This window comes from Pseudomonas sp., assembly GCF_030684895.1.
In the GTDB taxonomy this organism is placed as follows: domain Bacteria; phylum Pseudomonadota; class Gammaproteobacteria; order Pseudomonadales; family Pseudomonadaceae; genus Aquipseudomonas.
On the sequence record NZ_JAUXXP010000084.1, the window covers coordinates 37,670 to 53,940 of the forward strand.

Here is a 16,271-nt window from a genome sequence, read left to right on the forward strand (position 1 = left end):
CCCGCATGCACCTGCTGCGCACCCAGCCCGGCAGCCAGCTGCCGGTCGACAGCATTGCCGACCTCGGCCAGACCCCGGCCGAGCTGGTGATCCTGTGCACCGGCGATTCGCACCTGTCGTTGCTGGCCGAAGTGGCGCGGCAGTTGCCGGCGGATTACCCCAGCCTGCGCCTGGCCAGCCCGGCGCAGCTGAGCAATCACGCCTCGGTGGATCTCTACGTCGAGCAGGTGCTGCAGCACGCCAAGGTCATTTTGATTTCCGTGCATGGCGGCGTCAGCTATTGGCGCTACGGCATCGAGCGTTTGGTCGAACTGGCCGAGCGCGGCGCGCGGGTGATCATGGTGCCGGGTTGCGATAACCCGGATCCGGAGCTGATGGCCCTGAGCAACGTGCCGCTGGCTGACGCCGAGCGGCTTTGGCAGTTTCTCCGCCAGGGCGGTGCGGGCAATGCGTTGCAGCTGTTCAACTGCGTCGCCAGCACCTGGCTGCAGCGCGACTATGCCTGGGTAGAACCGCAGTCCCTGCCGCGCGTGGGCCTGTATCACCCGCAGTGCAGCAATCCGACCCTGGCCGATTGGCAAGCCAGCTGGCAGGCCGATGCGCCGGTGGCGGCGCTGTTGTTCTACCGCACCCAGGTGCAGGCGGCGAATACCGGGTTTATCGATGTGTTCTGCCAACGCCTGCAGGCCCAGGGCCTTAATCCGCTGCCGATTGCCGTGGCCAGCCTCAAGGAGGCGGCCTGCCTGGCTCAGGTCGAGGACTGGCTGGACCAAGCCGATGCCCGCCTGATTATCAACACCACGGCCTTTGCCCTGTCCAACCCGGAAGCGCCGAGCGCACGACCCTTTCGCCGCGATATCCCGGTGCTGCAAGCCATCTGCTCGCTGGATAACCATGCACAGTGGCAAGCCAATGCTCAAGGCTTGGGTTCGCGTGACCTGGCCATGCATATCGTGCTGCCCGAGCTGGACGGCCGGCTGATAACCCAGCCGATCAGCTTCAAGGGCCTGGCCTGGCGTAGCGAGCGTAGCCAGAGCGATGTGGTCTGTTACCAGCCGCACCTGCCGGGGATGGATTTCGTCGCCGAGCTGGCGCGCAACTGGATGACTCTGGCGCACAAAAGCAATGCCGACAAGCGCATCGCCCTGATCCTCGCCAACTACCCGACCCGTGATGGGCGTATCGGCAATGGCGTCGGCCTGGATACCCCGGCGGCGGCGCTGAATATCCTCAAGGCGCTGCAACAGCAGGGCTATCCAGTCGCAGAGCTGCCCGACAGCGGCACCGCGCTGATCCACCAGCTGCTTGGCGGCGTGACCAATGATCTGGACAGCCTCGACGCGCGGCCCTGCGCCCAGAGTCTGGCGCTGGATGAGTACCTGGCGTTCTTCCACAGCCTGCCGGCGGCCAACCAGCAAGCAGTACGCGAACGCTGGGGCGAGCCGCAAAGCGACCCGATGTTCCGCAGCGGCCGGCTGATGATCGCCGGCTTGCGATTTGGTTTGACCTTTGTCGGCATCCAGCCGGCGCGCGGATATCAGCTGGACGCGGCAGCGGTGTATCACGACCCGGATCTGGTGCCGCCGCATGGTTACCTGGCGTTTTACTGCTGGATTCGTAGGGCATTTGCGGCGAACGCCGTCATTCATGTAGGCAAGCACGGCAATCTGGAATGGCTGCCGGGCAAGAGCGTCGGGCTGTCCGCGCAGTGCTGGCCGAGCGCGATTCTCGGCCCGCTGCCGAATATCTACCCCTTTATCGTCAACGATCCGGGCGAGGGCGCGCAGGCCAAGCGGCGTAGCCAGGCGGTGATCATCGACCACCTGATGCCGCCGCTGACCCGCGCGGAAAGCTACGGCCCGCTGCGTGATCTGGAGCGCCTGGCCGACGAATATTACGAAGCCAGCCAGCTCGACCTGCGCCGCGCCGCCGAGCTGCGCGGCGAGATTCTGCTCAAGGTGCGCGAGGCCAGCCTCGACCGCGAGCTGGGTCTGCAACTGAATGCCGACCCCAACAGTTGGCTGCCGCAGCTGGATGCCTACCTGTGTGATTTAAAGGAATCGCAAATCCGCGACGGCCTGCATGTGTTTGGCGAATCACCGGCCGGCACCCTGCGCCGCGACACCTTGCTGGCGCTGCTGCGCATTCCCCGTGGCGACGGCCAGGGCGGCAACGCCAGCCTGCTGCGCGCCCTGGCCCGTGATCTGGAGCTGGATTTCGATCCGCTTGACTGCAACATGGCCGCGCCTTGGCAGGGCGCGCGTCCGGCGCTGTTGCAGCGCCTCAGCGATGACAGTTGGCGCAGCAACGGCGATACCCGCGAGCGCCTTGAACTGTTGGCCTTGCAGCTGATTAGCGCGACGGATTTTGCATCCGTGGGTGCGGACAGTAGCCAGGTGCTGCAACGTCTGCGTGAGCAGATCGCCCCCTTGCTGGACGCCTGCGGCCCGGCCGAAATGCACGGCCTGCTCGCGGCGTTGAGCGGGCGTTTTGTCCCGGCCGGGCCGAGCGGCGCGCCCAGTCGCGGACGGCTGGATGTACTGCCCACCGGGCGCAATTTCTACAGCGTCGATGTGCGCAACCTGCCCACACCGACCGCCTGGCGTATCGGCGTGCAGGCGGCGGATCGGCTGCTCGAACGGCATCTGCAGGACCATGGCGACCACCTGCGTCAGCTCGGCCTGTCAATGTGGGGTACCGCGACCATGCGCACCGGCGGCGACGATATGGCCCAGGCCCTTGCATTGATGGGCGTGCGCCCGGTGTGGCAGGCCGGCAGTCAGCGCGTCGAGCGTTTCGAGGTGCTGCCGCTGGCGCAACTCGGCCGCCCGCGCGTGGACGTGACCCTGCGCGTGTCCGGCTTCTTCCGCGATGCCTTTAGCAACCTGATCCGCCTGTTCGATGATGCGGTGCAGGCGGTGGTGGATCTCGATGAACCGGAAGAGATGAATCCGCTGTCGGCGCGGGTCTGGCGCGAATCGCTGACCCTGCAGGACAGCGGCCTGGACGAGAACGAGGCGCGCAAGCAGGCCGGCTGGCGGGTATTCGGCAGCAAACCCGGGGCCTATGGCGCGGGCGTGCAGAACGCCATCGAAGAGCGCCTGTGGCAAACCCGCGAAGATCTGGCCGAGGTTTACCTGAACTGGAGCGGCTACGCCTACGGCAGCCACAGCGAAGGCACCCCGGCGCGCGCGCAGTTCGCCGAGCGCCTGGAACAGATGCAGGCGGTGCTGCACAACCAGGACAACCGCGAGCACGACATCCTCGACTCCAACGACTACTACCAGTTCCAGGGCGGCATGCTGGCGGCGGTGGAAACCCTGCGCGGCGCCAAGGTGGCCAGCTATCACGGCGACAACAGCCAGCCGGACACGCCGCGCATCCGCACCCTGAAGGAAGAACTCAATCGCGTGGTGCGCGCCCGCGCGGCCAATCCCAAGTGGATCGACGGCATGAAGCGCCACGGCTACAAGGGCGCGTTCGAGCTGGCGGCGACCATCGACTACCTGTTTGCCTTCGACGCCACCAGTGAACTGGTCGATGACCACCAGTACGCGTTACTCACCGATGCCTATCTGCTCGATAAAAGCACCCGCGACTTTATCCAGCAGCACAACCCCGGCGCCTTGCAGGATATCCTCGAACGCCTGCTCGAAGCCCAGCAGCGCGGCCTCTGGCAGCACCCCGGCGAGTACCGCGAGGCGCTGGAAAACCTGCTGATTGATAGCGAGGAAAGCTGATGCAGGTGCCGCGCTGTTTATTCTCCCCTCGCCCATTTATGGGAGAGGGGCCGGGGGAGAGGGCGATCATCGACGTCGACAAGCCTATTGTGGGAGGCGCTTTAGCGGCGAAAAGCTCGCGGCTAAAGCCCCTCCTACAGATGGTGAGTGCTTCTGTAGGGTGGGTTAGCCGCATGCCGGGATTTTCAAACATCACGCCTTTCAGGGCGTGGCGTAACCCACCATCGGCGCAACGCACTCCATCGCCTGGTGGGTTACGCGGCGCGCCACAATCGAATTCGGATTATCGGTCGGCGACCTGCGCCGCTAACCCACCCTACGTTCAACTCCACGGATCACGCCCATGACCGAATACCACTTCCCCCTCGCCGCCGTGGTCGCCGCCGATGACTTGAAATTGGCGCTGTGCCTGGCGGCCATCGACCCGGCGATTGGCGGCGTGCTGATCGAAGGGCCGCGCGGCATGGCCAAATCGACCCTGGCCCGTGGCCTGGCCGATCTGCTGGCCAGCGGCACCTTTGTCACCCTGCCGCTGGGCGCGAGCGAGGAGCGTATCGTCGGCACCCTTGATCTGGACGCCGCGCTGGGTGAGGGCCGCGCGCAGTTTTCTCCGGGCCTGCTGGCCAAGGCCAATGGCGGCGTGCTGTATGTCGATGAGGTCAATCTGCTGCCCGATCATCTGGTCGACCTGCTGCTGGATGCCGCCGCCAGCGGGGTCAACCATATCGAGCGCGACGGCATCTCCCATCGGCATGCCGCGCGCTTTGTGTTGATCGGCACCATGAACGGCGAAGAGGGCGAGCTGCGCCCGCAACTGCTCGACCGCTTCGGCCTTAACCTGGCCCTGGACGCCCAGCCGCAACCGGCCCAGCGCGCCGAAATCGTTCGCCGCCGGCTGGCCTTTGATGCCGATCCGCAGGCGTTTCTTGAGCGCTGGCAAGCGCAGCAGGATGAACTGCGCGAGCGTTGCCAGAGTGCCCGTGTGCGCCTGGCGGTGATTGCGCTGGATGACGCCGCTCTGGAGCAGATCAGCCAGCGCTGTTTCGCCGCCGCCGTCGATGGCCTACGCGCCGACCTGGTCTGGCTGCGCGCCGCCCGCGCCCATGCCGCCTGGCGTGGCGTCGAGCGGATTGAAGTGGAGGATATCGACGCGGTGGCAGACTTCGTTCTGCGTCACCGTCGCCGCCACAACCCGCCGCCTGCTGCACAACCGCCGCAGCCGCAAACGCAACCCGACAACAGCGCCGCCAGTGAGCAGCCACAAACGCCGCAAGGCGAAGGTCAGTGGGGCGAATTACCTGCCCAAGTGCAAAGCCTCGGCGTCCGGCGTGAACCGCCGCGCTGGACAAAAAAGCCCTAGGCATCCGCCCGCGCACAGCCCCAGGCGCGGATGCCCGGGCCGCTCCCGGCACACTGGGCAATGGTCGCAACGGTGCCAGTCGCGCGGGTTCGGCGGGGCGTATCGACTGGCCGGCGAGCCTGCTTAAAGGCCGCCCGCGCAGCCGGCAAGATCTCGTGCTGCGTCCGCGCAGCAGCAAACCCGCTGAACTTTGGCTAGTGATAGTCGATGCTTCGGCTTCGACCCGCCGGCATGGTGCGCTAAGCAAGGCCAAGGGTCTGCTCAGTGAAGTGTTCGAGCAGGCCCGCCGCCAGCGCGCGCGATTGGCGTTGCTGCACGCCACCGGCCGCCAGGCGCAGTGGTTGTGGCAGGGGCAGAAAGCCTCCCAGGCGTTGCAGCAGTGGTTGGCCGAGCTGGGCGCGGGCGGCGGCACACCGCTATTTGATGCTTTGCAGCAGGGCGCCGACTGGCAGGCGCGGCGGCAGCGTCTGCATCCGGCCGAGCGTCAGCGTTTATTGATCATCACTGATGGCCGCCTGCGCGACTGGCCAGCGTTAACCCCGAGCGCCTGCCCGGCGTTGCTGGTGGATATCGAAAGCGCACCGATCCGCCTCGGCCGCGCGCATCAGCTGGCCACCGAGTTGGGCGCCGACTACCGACATATCGATTCGCTGCCGCTGTTAGCTGGCAGCCTGGAGACCGCCTTATGAAAACCCTGTTGATAATCGGCATCGGCGCCGGCGACCCGGACTACCTGACCGTTCAGGCGATCAACGCGCTCAACCGCACGAATGTGTTCTTTCTGATGGATAAGGGCAGCACAAAGGACAGCCTGATCGGCCTGCGCAAAACCATCTGCGAGCGCTTTATCCAGGGTCGCGACTACCGCTTTGCCAGCGCCGACTGCCCGGAGCGGGTGCGCGATGTGCCGGACTATCGCGGCAGCGTGGTCGATCTGAATCAGGACAAGCAGCAGGTGTTCGAGGGCATGATCCGCGAGCAGATGAGTGATGGCGAAACCGGCGCCTTTCTGGTCTGGGGTGACCCGGCGCTGTACGACAGCACCCTGCGCATCGTCGAACAAATCGTGGCCAACAGCAGCGAACACATTGAGTACGAAGTGATCCCTGGCATCACCAGCCTGCAAGCCCTGGCGGCCAAGCATAAGGTCTGCTTTAACAGCATCGGCCAGGCCTTCCAAATCACCCCGGCGCGGCGTCTGGCCGAAGCCGGCTTTCCCGAGGGCTTGGACAGCGTGCTGGTGATGCTCGACGCCCAGGACACCTACCAGCGCTTTGTCGATCAGGCGATGCAGATCTACTGGGGCGCCTATATCGGCACCCCGGACGAAGTGCTGATCGCTGGGCCGCTCAGTGAGGTCGCCGAGACCATCCACAGCCGTCGTGCAGAACTGCGCGAGCAGCATGGGTGGATTATGGATAGTTATTTACTGCGCAAGAACGCTTCGTAGGGTGGATGACGCTTTATCCATCCACCATTGGCATGATCTTAAGGTGGACAAGCAAAGCATTGTCCACCCTACTTGCTGAGCAGGCTGCAGCAGGGGCGGGGCTGCGGGTGGCCACTCACCACGCGCTTGCAACTCGTGTAAGTAGCAAAATATATGCGTGTATAGCTAAATTAACTATATTTGCCTATGCTTTGCTAGAGATCAGTGGAGGCAAGAAATATGGATCCGTACCGTAACCCTTTTGCGCCAGGTGCAGGAAGTAGGCCGCCTGAACTTGCGGGGCGCGATGCAACCCTTGAGGCCGCAAGGATCTCATGTGGCCGCGCCATTAAAGGGCGGAGCGCCCGATCCATCATGCTCCTTGGGTTGAGGGGGACCGGCAAGACAGTCCTGCTTAATGAAATAGGGAAAATCGCTCAGGAAGAAGGCCTTCTGGTTTCTAAGGTCGAGTCTCCAGAACGTGAGAGTCTTGCACGCCTTCTCTATCCTGAAATGCGCAAGGTCATGCGCTCTCTTTCGGGTATCGAAGCAGCTAAGCAAATCGCTAGCCGTGGATTAAAGGGCCTTCGCAGTTTTGCGGCAATCTTCAAGATTGATATTGCGGGTGTTGAGGTCGGCGTTGAACCAGAGCCCGGTCTCGCTGATAGTGGAGATCTTCAGTACGATCTTCCGGACCTTTTTGATGTAATTGGTCGTGCAGCACAGGCGGCAGGTAAGGGGTGGATTCTTCTAATTGACGAAGTGCAGTACCTTTCCGATGCAGATCTATCAGCACTAATCGTTTCCATCCACCGTATGTCTCAGGAAGGTCTCCCGGTACTTCTTGTAGGTGCTGGTCTTCCACAAGTCGCGCGGCTCGCAGGCGAAGCAAAGTCCTATGCAGAGCGGCTTTTTCTTTACCCGGAAGTTGGTGCTCTCGATCAACCGTCTGCTATTCAAGCTGTTGAAAAGCCGATAGTGGATGAGGAAGCCACTATCGAACCGACGGCGCTCGGCGAAATCGTCGAACGTACACGCGGCTATCCCTTCTTTCTCCAAGAGTGGGCCTCCACAGCTTGGAACAATGCCGAGGGACCAGAAATCACCCTTGATGACGTGAGCCAATCCTATGCCGAGACACTAGCTTCGCTTGATGCGGGTTTCTTCAGGGTACGCATTGATAGGCTGACAAAGTCAGAGGTTCAGTTTGTTAAAACTATGTCGGAGTTGGGCGATGGTCCTTATGCGATGGCTGATATTGCCAAAGCAATGGCGCGAACCCAGTCATCGCTTGGCCCCACTCGGGCTAACATTATTTCTAAGGGAATGATCTACAGCACGGATCATGGCTATCTAAACTTTACTGTCCCACTCTTCGCGGAATATATGAGACGGCAGGGTTGAGCACAGCGATACCCATGCTGCTGCCAGCCCACCATAAGTGAACCGTCTAAACCCTCGATGGGTATCGCAAGCTCAACCCATCCTACGGTTCTACAGCTGCGGATAACTCCTCGGCGTATAGACCCACTCGCCACCCTCGGCGCGGGGGAAGCGGCATGTCTGGCTGGAGCCGATAATCACTAGGGTGCGCATATCGACCATCTCGGGCGTTAGTTCACCTAGGGTGAGGGTGCGCAGGGTTTCGCCGGGGCGGCCGATATCGCGGCCGAGGACCACCAGGGTTTCTGGAGTGCGTTGCTGGCGGATGATTTCCAGCGCAGAGCCGAGCTGCCAGGGGCGGGCTTTGGAGATGGGGTTGTAGAAGGCCATCACCAGGTCGGCGGCGGCGGCGTGGGCCAGGCGCTTTTCGATAATGGCCCAGGGTTTGAGGTTGTCCGACAGGGAGATCAGGCAGAAGTCGTGGCCCAGCGGGGCTCCGGCCTTGGCGGCGGTGGCCAGGGCGGCGGACACGCCGGGGAAGATCTGCAGGTCAACGCGCTGCCACTCGGCGTTGGTGGATTCGTGCAGGGCTTCCAGCACGGCGGCGGCCATGGCGAACACGCCGGGGTCGCCGGACGACACCACCACCACGCGCCGCCCGCTGGCGGCCAGCGCAAAGGCGTGGCGGGCGCGCTGCATTTCTTCGCGGTTATCGGTGCAATGGCGCACCTGCTCCGGGCGCAGCGGGCCGGCCATATTGATATAGGTTTCGTAGCCGAGCAGGTCCTGCGCTTCGTCCAGCGCCTGGCGCGCGGCGGGCACCATCAATTCGGCAGCACCGGGGCCGAGGCCGATCACCGTCATGCGGCCACGGGGGCGACCAAGTTGCGTCGCGTCGATCGGCGCAGCGGCCAGTAGCAGGCGTAGGTTGGTGTGCTGGCTATGCAGCGGCGGCAGTTGCTGCGCGTCATCGATAAAGCGCAGCGGCAGTTTGAGCTGCGCGGCGGCGCTGTGCAGTTCGGTGTTGGCCATCAACGCTGGTGCGGCCAGCAGGCAGGCCAGGCTTTGCGGAGCCAGGTTGCGGGTTTGAAGTGCCTGCTGCAGTTCGCTGAGTAAATCGGCGCCGACGCGTTCAACCCATACGGCCACCTGTTGCGGGTGGATCAGCAGTTCGTCTGTATTGGCCGCGCGACTATGCGGGCTGATATGGATCACCCGGTTGGCGTGGTTATCCACCGGTAGCTTGGCCTGGGCCAGCCAGGGTGCGTCGCCTTCGATGCGCACGGCCTGGCCGCCGAGCAGGTCGCTGACAAAGCCTTTGCCTTGCTCAAGATCGGCTAGCACATAGCCAGCGGGCGGTTCCAGCAGGCAGGTGCCGAAACGCAGTTCACCGCTGGTGGTGATCGACGCGTTGACCTCTAAGTGCGCTGCAACTTCGCGCGCCATCCGGTTAACTCCACCCAGACCACCGAGCAGCGGCACCACGGCGCTGCCGTCTTCCGCCAAGGCCAGCACTGGCGGTTCGCGGTCCTTCTCGCCGAGCACGGCGGCCAGGCTACGGATGACGATGCCGGCGGCGCACAGGGCGATGATCGGCGTACCGGCTCGGTAAAGCGTGCGCAGGGTGTCGCCGAAGTCTTCATACAGCCGCTCGACATCCGCCACTCGACCACTCAGGCCGTGGATCTGCGCCTGTGGATAAAGCGCCTGGATGCGCCGCGCGCAAGGCAGGGCTGAGGGGCCGAGGATGATAATGGCGGGGGCGCTGGTCATAAGGTGTTCCATCTGTTCTGTGGGAGGGGCTTTAGCCGCGAGCTACATAAGGCATGTCGCGGCTAAAGCGGATCGCCGCCCGGCCCCTCCCACGGGTTGTTTGCAGTTTGCTAACCGCGCCATTTCTCGCCGGGAATCACGATCATCGAGAAGTACGGCGAGGACATTGGCTCTACCTCATCCAGCGGCACGATGCGTTGATTGCCCATGGTGGCGCGCTCGACGTAGTGGGCGCGGTCGTCGATGCCCAGCTCTTGCAGCACGCGGCGGACTTTCTCGAAGTTGCGCCCCAGCTTCATGATCACGGCGGCTTCGGCGCTGTGCAGGCGCTGCTTGAGTTCGTCTTCGGGGAGCACGCCGGAGAGCACGCTTAACGATTGGTTGCGGTACACCAGCGGGGTGCCGAGCACCGAGGCGCAACCGAGCATGGAGCACACGCCGGGCACGACTTCCACGTAGTACTGGCCGGCCAAACGGTCGTGCAGGTACATGTAGGAACCGTAGAAAAACGGGTCGCCTTCGCAGATCACCGCCACGTCATGGCCGGCGTCGAGCCGGGCGGCGATCTGCACCGCGCAGGTGTCGTAGAAATCGCTGATCACATCTTCATAGCTGAGCGGCGCGGCGAGTTTTTCTGTGGTCACCGGGTACACCAGTGGCAGGCGCTGCTGGGCGTCGGTGAGGTGCTGTTCGATAATGCCGAAGGCGTTGCCGCCCTGGCCCTTGTTGGCTTTGGCCTTGGCCACAAAGTAGCCGACCACCGCTGCCGATTGCAGCAAACGCAAGGCTTTGAGGGTGATCAGCTCCGGGTCGCCGGGGCCGACGCCGATGCCGAGCAGACGGCCTTTTTGCACGCTCATCACTCCACCTCCGTGGCCAGGGCGTTGACCGCCGCCACCGCCATGGCGCTGCCGCCACGCCGACCCCGCACGATCACATAGGGCACGCCACGGCTATCGGCGGCCAGGGCGTCCTTGGATTCCGCTGCGCCGATAAAGCCCACCGGCATGCCGATAATCAGCGCCGGTTTCGGCGCTCCGGCGTCGAGCATTTCCAGCAGATAGAACAGCGCGGTGGGCGCATTGCCGATCACCACCACGCTGCCTTGCAGATGCTCGCGCCAATGCTCCAATGCGACTGCCGAACGGGTATTACCCAGTGCGCGGGCCTGCTCAATCACGCCGTCGTTATGCAGGGTGCAGATCACCGGGTTATTCGCGGTCAGGCGCGGGCGGGTGATGCCTTCGGCGACCATCCGCGCATCGCAGAGAATCGCCGCGCCCTTGGCCAGCGCGGCGCGGCCGGCGGCACCGGCCCCGGGGGAGAAGCGCAGGTCCTGCACCACATCGACCATGCCGCAGGCGTGGATAACGCGCACGGCGAGCTTTTCCAGATCAGCCGGGATGTTGCTGAGGTCAGCCTCGGCGCGGATGGTGGCGAACGATTGGCGGTAGATTTCCTGGCCGTCGCGGATGTACTCAAGCATTGCTGTTTCCTGTTGCGCAGTGGGCGGCGAACCAGTCGCCGGCCTCGTCGATAGTCATGGCGCTGGCCAGCAGTTGGCCGAAACCGGCCGCCTCGCGAGTGCGTTGATAGAGTTGGTAATGCCCGGCGCTGCTGGCCAGCAAGGTAAAGGGCGCGGTGTGCGCGGCGGCGCAGGAGCGCGGGCAGGCACTGAGATGTACGTGCGGCCGCGCTGTGCTGGTGCGCAGGCGCTCGGCGAGGCGCAAGGCATCGGCCTTGCTGTCGGCCAGGCCTTTGGCGCAGGCGGCTGAGCCGGTGCAGGCGATCAGATTGCTAAGCGGTTCCTGCGCATCGATCAGCAGGCCCAGTTCGGCCAGTGTGTGCAGCAGTTTGTCTGCCGATGGCTCGGGGATATTCGGCAGCAGCAGACCCTGCCAGGGCGTCAGGCGCAGGCTGGCATCGCCGTACTGCTCAGCCAGCTCGGTCAGGGCGCGCAGCTGCGCGGCGTTGATCCGGCCCAGGCGCGAGCTGGCTGCAACCATGCACAGGCCGGCCTGCTGCTGTGGATAAATGCCGAGTGCTGGATGTGGGTGGATCGAGGTGCGCTGCCAACTGAGTGGGACCGCTTGCAGGGCGAAGGGCAGTCGCGTTTGCAGCTGTTGCAGCAGTTGGTGGGCGGGAATCACGCTTAGCAGCTGGCGCATCCGGCTGTGTTCGTTGCCAGCCAGATCGAGGAACAGCCTGAGCAGTTGCTCCACCAACGGCACGGCTTGCCCAATGTCGACCACACCCAGTGGCTTGTCAGTCGGGCAACCCGCCAGACCAAAGGCCAGTCGAGCCGGCGTGCCAGGCAGGGCGCTAAGCCAGATATCGTGGGGGTGTTCGAGCATCGCCAGGGCTTCGCCGCCGTCCAGCTGAATGGCGAATTTGGCCGACAGCCCATGCAGCGCCGGGGTGCTTTGCAGCAGGTCGAGTAGCGCGCTGGTCAGCGGGCGGGTGTCGAGCAGGGCATGCGAGTCGAGGCCGGCGGCGGGGCTAAGCAGCAGATTGCGTATATCGTCGGCGGCCGGGCTGCTTGGGCCGAGGCCGGCGGCGAGCAGGCGTTCGATCAGTTCGGCTTGCTGGCCGGGCAACACGCCACGAATCTGCAGATTGCTGCGGTTGGTCAGCTCTAGTACGCCGCTGGCGCAGCGCTCGGCAGCCTCGGCGATGGCGCGTGCCTGTTGGCTGCTGAGTACGCCGCCGGCCAGCTTGACCCGGCAGATGCCACCGTCCAGCGCCGGAACGATACGCAGCAGGCCGGGGCACGCCGATCCCGGTTTTTCGGGGCGTGGAGCAGGCAGATCTAAGGTGGCGGCAAGGTCGCGCAACAAGTTCACCAGCAACAACGAACCTGTCTACGATCTGCTGCGCGTCGGCCCTACTGCGTTAAAAACAGGCTCGGAATGCTCATGTACAGCTCGTACACTCCGCTTCCTCGCCTGTTTTTGCCTTGTAGGGCTCTAGCTCGCTAGATCGAAAACGGGTTCTACGACGCGGCGACCGAACCAGCGAAATCCGCCCACAGGGGATTTCATGGCATCGGTACACCCCGCCCGATGTTGGCACTCGCGACTAGCGTCGTCGGCAGGTCTCCTGGCTGACAGGTCATCATCTGCTGCGGCCTTCCCGGTTACCCAGTGGCACAGTGGCGGCAGACTCGCTGTTTACAGTTGCGGGGGCAGCTCGGTCACGATCAGCGGATCGCTCCGGATTCCCTCTTAGGCCCTTTGCGCTATGGCAGTGGGCACCGACGAAGGCGCTATTATGCCCGCTTTGTTTGACGTGCAGACACCCTTGCTCGTCGGGCGGGCGCAGAGGAGTAGGTATGACGGCCTGGTTAACCCTAGTGGGTATAGGTGAAGACGGCTACGCCGGCCTGGGTGAGGCGGCGCGGTTGGCGCTGAGCGAGGCGCATTGCATCGTCGGCGGTGCCCGCCAGTTGGCGCTATTGCCTGCTGATCTGCCAGGGCAGCACGAGCTCTGGCCGAGCCCCTTTAGCCTGGAGCCGGTGCTGGCGCGGCGTGGTACGTCGGTGTGCGTGCTGGCCAGCGGCGACCCGTTGTTCTATGGCGTGGGCGCGAGCCTGGCGCGGCAGCTGCCGGCTGAGGAATTGCGGGTGTTTTCCGCGCCCTCGTCGGTGTCCCTGGCCGCTGCTCGTATGGGTTGGCCATTGCAGGAGGTGACGGTGCTGTCGCTGGTGGCGCGGCCGTTGGCGGCGTTGCAGGCGCAGATTTTTCCCGGCGCGCGGCTACTGGTGCTGAGCAATGACGGCGACAGCCCGGCAGCCGTGGCCGAGTTGCTGCGCGCGCGTGGTTTTGGCCCCAGCCGGTTGAGTGTGCTGGAACACCTGGGCGGCGCCAGTGAGCGGCGCATCGACGGCCTGGCCAGCGATTGGGTGCAGACGCGGGTGGCCGATCTTAATCTGCTGGCTGTCGAGTGCGAGGCCGGGCGCGACGCGCGTCTATTGCCGCTCACGCCGGGGTTACCGGACGACGCCTATCAGCACGACGGCCAGCTGACCAAGCGCGACGTGCGCGCCATCACCCTGGCACGCCTGGCGCCGCAACCCGGTGAACTGCTGTGGGATGTTGGCGCCGGTTGCGGCTCCATCGGTATCGAGTGGATGCGCGCGCATCCCAGCTGCCGGGCGCTGGCCATCGAGGCCGATGCCGGTCGTCAGGCGCATATCCAGCACAACCGCGATGCCCTCGGCGTACCCGGCCTGCAACTGGTCGCTGGCCGTGCGCCCGAGGCACTGGCCGGGTTGGCCGCGCCGGATGCGATCTTTATCGGCGGTGGGGTGACCGTTCCTGGCGTGTTGGAACAGTGCTGGGCCAGCCTGAAACCGGGCGGGCGCTTGCTGGCCAATGCCGTGACCCTGCAAAGCGAGGCGGCGCTGGTGGCCTGGCGTGAACAGGTGGGCGGTGAGCTGACCCGCATCAGTGTGGCCCAGGCGCAGCCGCTGGGCGGCTTCGACACCTGGCGCAGCGCCTTGCCGATCACCCTGCTGGCGGTGCGCAAGCCGTGAGCCCGCGCATCCTGCTGCTCGGCGGCACCACCGAGGCGTTGCGTCTGGCGCGGCGGCTGAGTCCCGAAGCCATCTACAGCCTGGCCGGGTTGGGCCAGGTGCCGGATGATTTGCCCTGTCAGGTGCGCGTTGGCGGCTTTGGCGGGGCCGAAGGTTTGGCGGGGTATATCCGCGAGCAGGGCATCGAACTGCTGCTGGATCTGACCCATCCCTATGCCGCGCAGATCAGCGCCAATGCGGCGCGCGCTTGTGAGCTGAGCGGAATTGCTTGCTGGGCGCTGCGCCGTCCCGGCTGGCAGGCCGGTGAAGGCGATGACTGGCGTGAGGTGGATGACTGGGCTGAGTTGGTTGTCGCGTTAGAACACTTTCAGCGCCCGCTATTTACCCTTGGCCGCGAGCCGCTGGAACATCTGCACGAAATTCCCCTGCATCAGCACTGGACCGTGCGCTGCCTAACGGCGCAGCAAGCCGTGCCGCGTGCCGAGATTATCGGCGCGCGCGGGCCGTTCGCGCTGGACGAGGAGCGCGAGTTATTCGTTCGTCTGGGCACCGATGTGCTGATCAGCAAGAACAGCGGCAGCCAGTCCACCGAGCCGAAATTGCAGGTGGCGCGTGAGCTGGGCCTGCCGGTGCTGTTGCTGCGCCGGCCCGAGTTGCCGGCGGTGGAGCGCGAGTTTGTCAGCCTCGAAGCGCTGGCCGAGGCGTTGAGCGGGATAGCGGTAGGTATGTAGCCCGGATAAGCGCAGCGCAATCCGGGGGGCCGCGTCCCGGATTGCGCCAAGGCTTATCCGGGCTACGGGGGTTCGTAGCAGCAAGGTAGGGTGGATGACGCTGTTTTCATCCACCATCGCAGTTGGTGGATGGGTGAAGCGTCATCCACCCTACGTGCTGCCACTCAAGCAAAAAATCCCCTGTTAGACTGCCGCCCCGCTTTGGAGGCCGCCATGACTACGCCCGTTTCGCCCTATGCCCGCATTCTGTTTGTCGGCCCCGACCTGGCCGAGGGCTCGTTTGCTGAGCTGCTGCGCCGGCGCCTGGCTGAGCTGCGCGGTGAAGCGGCGCTGGCCGATATCGTCGACACCAGCGCAGGCTATGCGCCGCTCTGGCAGCGCGTGGCCGAGGGTGAGCGGCCGTTGCTGGTGATCGATCTGGAGCCGCAGAGCAGCAGCCCGCACCTCGATTGGCTGCGCAGCGAGCTGTGCCAGCAGGCCAACCCCGAGCAGCTGTTTGTCGCCAGTGCGATTGGCCAGGCCGAAGGCTGGCCAGTGGAAGCCGCCTGCGCGCTGATCGAGCGTCCCGAGCTGCACCTGCCCTGCGTTGGGGTGGCCGCCGTGCCGGGGCATCACGCCTGGTCGCAGATTCCGCCGCACGCGCAGCGTTTGTTGCTGTGTAACGGCCCGCGCTGCACCCGGCGCGGTGCGCTGAACCTGTGGAAAACCCTGCGTCAGCGCCTCAAGGCCGCCGGCAAACTGGAGTGTGAAGGCGGGGTGCATATCACCCGTAGCCAGTGCCAGTTCCCCTGCGATCTGGGCCCGACGGCCAGCCTCTACCCGGCCGGTGAGTGGTTCCGCGTGCGCGATGAAGCCGAGCTGATCCGCCTGGTCGATGAGCGCCTGGTGGCCGGCCGCGCAGTGCCCGAGCTGCGCATTGATCAGGGCTAAGTAAGCGTCGGCAAATATTTTCATGGTGCCTGTAACGCGCGCTCATCTCGCGGCTCTAGTTGAATGCCGGCACACAAACCCCTTTTCGTCCGGCTCACCCAGATCACCCGAGGATACGCACATGACCATGAAATCCACCGCTGCTACTGGTGCCGCCATCGCCTTCGCTGCTGCTGCCATGTTCGCCGGCATGTCCGGCACTGTCGTCGCGGCTGAAGAAGCCAAGGTGCACTGCTACGGCGTTACGTCCTGCAAAGGCCAGAATGACTGCAAAACCGCCGAAAACAGCTGCAAAGGCCAAGCCGTCTGCAAGGGCCACGGCTTCAAGGCCATGACCCAGGCTGAGTGTGATGCTGCTGGTGGCACTGTCGGCGAGTAAGTGAGCCGGGGC

13 protein-coding genes and 1 riboswitch are annotated in these 16,271 nt (G+C 64.6%); of the genes, 9 read left to right on the plus strand and 4 right to left on the minus strand.

The window, feature by feature from the left end; all coding sequences use genetic code 11:
* The first annotated feature begins 5 nt into the window (after nucleotides 1-5).
* The 5 genes from cobN (at nucleotide 6) to Q8M42_RS18185 (ending at nucleotide 7,933) form a co-directional block, all read left to right on the plus strand.
* A complete protein-coding gene (gene cobN / locus Q8M42_RS18165; protein WP_304869738.1) occupies nucleotides 6-3,740 on the plus strand; it encodes a cobaltochelatase subunit CobN in 3,735 nt (1,244 codons plus the stop codon).
* A 343-nt stretch (nucleotides 3,741-4,083) separates the two neighbouring features.
* Entirely contained in the window at nucleotides 4,084-5,100 is a 1,017-nt protein-coding gene (locus Q8M42_RS18170) for an ATP-binding protein (RefSeq protein WP_304869740.1), read from the plus strand.
* Between the two features lie 2 nt (nucleotides 5,101-5,102).
* Entirely contained in the window at nucleotides 5,103-5,789 is a 687-nt protein-coding gene (locus tag Q8M42_RS18175) for a VWA domain-containing protein (protein WP_304869871.1), read from the plus strand.
* Complete coding sequence (cobF, locus tag Q8M42_RS18180) at nucleotides 5,786-6,550, plus strand: precorrin-6A synthase (deacetylating) (RefSeq protein ID WP_304869742.1); 765 nt, start codon at nucleotides 5,786-5,788, stop codon at nucleotides 6,548-6,550. Before Q8M42_RS18175 ends, cobF begins: the two co-directional genes overlap by 4 nt.
* A gap of 219 nt (nucleotides 6,551-6,769) precedes the next feature.
* Nucleotides 6,770-7,933 (plus strand): ATP-binding protein, encoded by a 1,164-nt coding sequence (locus Q8M42_RS18185; RefSeq protein WP_304869744.1) that lies wholly within the window; start codon nucleotides 6,770-6,772, stop codon nucleotides 7,931-7,933.
* 90 nt (nucleotides 7,934-8,023) lie between these two features.
* Here the strand turns inward: Q8M42_RS18185 and cobJ are convergent, their stop codons facing one another.
* The 4 genes from cobJ to cobG all read right to left on the minus strand — a co-directional run bounded on the left by cobJ (nucleotide 8,024) and on the right by cobG (nucleotide 12,519).
* Complete coding sequence (gene cobJ / locus Q8M42_RS18190) at nucleotides 8,024-9,685, minus strand: precorrin-3B C(17)-methyltransferase (RefSeq protein WP_304869746.1); 1,662 nt, start codon at nucleotides 9,683-9,685, stop codon at nucleotides 8,024-8,026.
* 110 nt (nucleotides 9,686-9,795) lie between these two features.
* The gene (locus Q8M42_RS18195) at nucleotides 9,796-10,548 is read right to left on the minus strand and encodes a precorrin-2 C(20)-methyltransferase (RefSeq protein ID WP_304869748.1); all 753 of its coding nucleotides are present in this window, start codon (nucleotides 10,546-10,548) and stop codon (nucleotides 9,796-9,798) included.
* Nucleotides 10,545-11,171: a precorrin-8X methylmutase gene (locus Q8M42_RS18200; protein WP_304869750.1), complete on the minus strand. Its 627-nt coding sequence runs from the start codon at nucleotides 11,169-11,171 to the stop codon at nucleotides 10,545-10,547. Before Q8M42_RS18200 ends, Q8M42_RS18195 begins: the two co-directional genes overlap by 4 nt.
* Nucleotides 11,164-12,519, minus strand: a complete 1,356-nt coding sequence (gene cobG, locus Q8M42_RS18205; RefSeq protein ID WP_304869751.1) for a precorrin-3B synthase — start codon at nucleotides 12,517-12,519, stop codon at nucleotides 11,164-11,166. Before cobG ends, Q8M42_RS18200 begins: the two co-directional genes overlap by 8 nt.
* A 237-nt stretch (nucleotides 12,520-12,756) precedes the next feature.
* Nucleotides 12,757-12,958: riboswitch (cobalamin riboswitch) on the minus strand.
* Between the two features lie 58 nt (nucleotides 12,959-13,016).
* Here cobG and cbiE point away from each other — a divergent pair.
* The 4 genes from cbiE (at nucleotide 13,017) to Q8M42_RS18225 (ending at nucleotide 16,259) form a co-directional block, all read left to right on the plus strand.
* Entirely contained in the window at nucleotides 13,017-14,219 is a 1,203-nt protein-coding gene (gene cbiE / locus Q8M42_RS18210; protein ID WP_304869753.1) for a precorrin-6y C5,15-methyltransferase (decarboxylating) subunit CbiE, read from the plus strand.
* Entirely contained in the window at nucleotides 14,216-14,950 is a 735-nt protein-coding gene (locus Q8M42_RS18215) for a cobalt-precorrin-6A reductase (RefSeq protein WP_304869754.1), read from the plus strand. The genes cbiE and Q8M42_RS18215 overlap by 4 nt, the downstream gene beginning before the upstream one ends.
* 213 nt (nucleotides 14,951-15,163) lie before the next feature.
* Nucleotides 15,164-15,880: a (2Fe-2S) ferredoxin domain-containing protein gene (locus Q8M42_RS18220; RefSeq protein ID WP_304869755.1), complete on the plus strand. Its 717-nt coding sequence runs from the start codon at nucleotides 15,164-15,166 to the stop codon at nucleotides 15,878-15,880.
* A gap of 121 nt (nucleotides 15,881-16,001) precedes the next feature.
* Complete coding sequence (locus tag Q8M42_RS18225; protein ID WP_160013906.1) at nucleotides 16,002-16,259, plus strand: hypothetical protein; 258 nt, start codon at nucleotides 16,002-16,004, stop codon at nucleotides 16,257-16,259.
* The last annotated feature ends 12 nt before the right edge of the window (nucleotides 16,260-16,271 follow it).

What these genes read in the sequence shown, in the direction of transcription:
- Q8M42_RS18220 (WP_304869755.1), top strand. Translation starts at nt 15,164, where the DNA reads ATGACTACGCCCGTTTCGCCCTATGCCCGCATTCTGTTTGTCGGCCCC.
- cobF (WP_304869742.1), top strand. Translation starts at nt 5,786, where the DNA reads ATGAAAACCCTGTTGATAATCGGCATCGGCGCCGGCGACCCGGACTAC.
- cbiE (WP_304869753.1), top strand. Translation starts at nt 13,017, where the DNA reads ATGACGGCCTGGTTAACCCTAGTGGGTATAGGTGAAGACGGCTACGCC.
- cobN (WP_304869738.1), top strand. Translation starts at nt 6, where the DNA reads ATGCACCTGCTGCGCACCCAGCCCGGCAGCCAGCTGCCGGTCGACAGC.
- cobJ (WP_304869746.1), bottom strand. Translation starts at nt 9,685, where the DNA reads ATGACCAGCGCCCCCGCCATTATCATCCTCGGCCCCTCAGCCCTGCCT.
- Q8M42_RS18200 (WP_304869750.1), bottom strand. Translation starts at nt 11,171, where the DNA reads ATGCTTGAGTACATCCGCGACGGCCAGGAAATCTACCGCCAATCGTTC.
- Q8M42_RS18170 (WP_304869740.1), top strand. Translation starts at nt 4,084, where the DNA reads ATGACCGAATACCACTTCCCCCTCGCCGCCGTGGTCGCCGCCGATGAC.
- Q8M42_RS18225 (WP_160013906.1), top strand. Translation starts at nt 16,002, where the DNA reads ATGACCATGAAATCCACCGCTGCTACTGGTGCCGCCATCGCCTTCGCT.
- Q8M42_RS18185 (WP_304869744.1), top strand. Translation starts at nt 6,770, where the DNA reads ATGGATCCGTACCGTAACCCTTTTGCGCCAGGTGCAGGAAGTAGGCCG.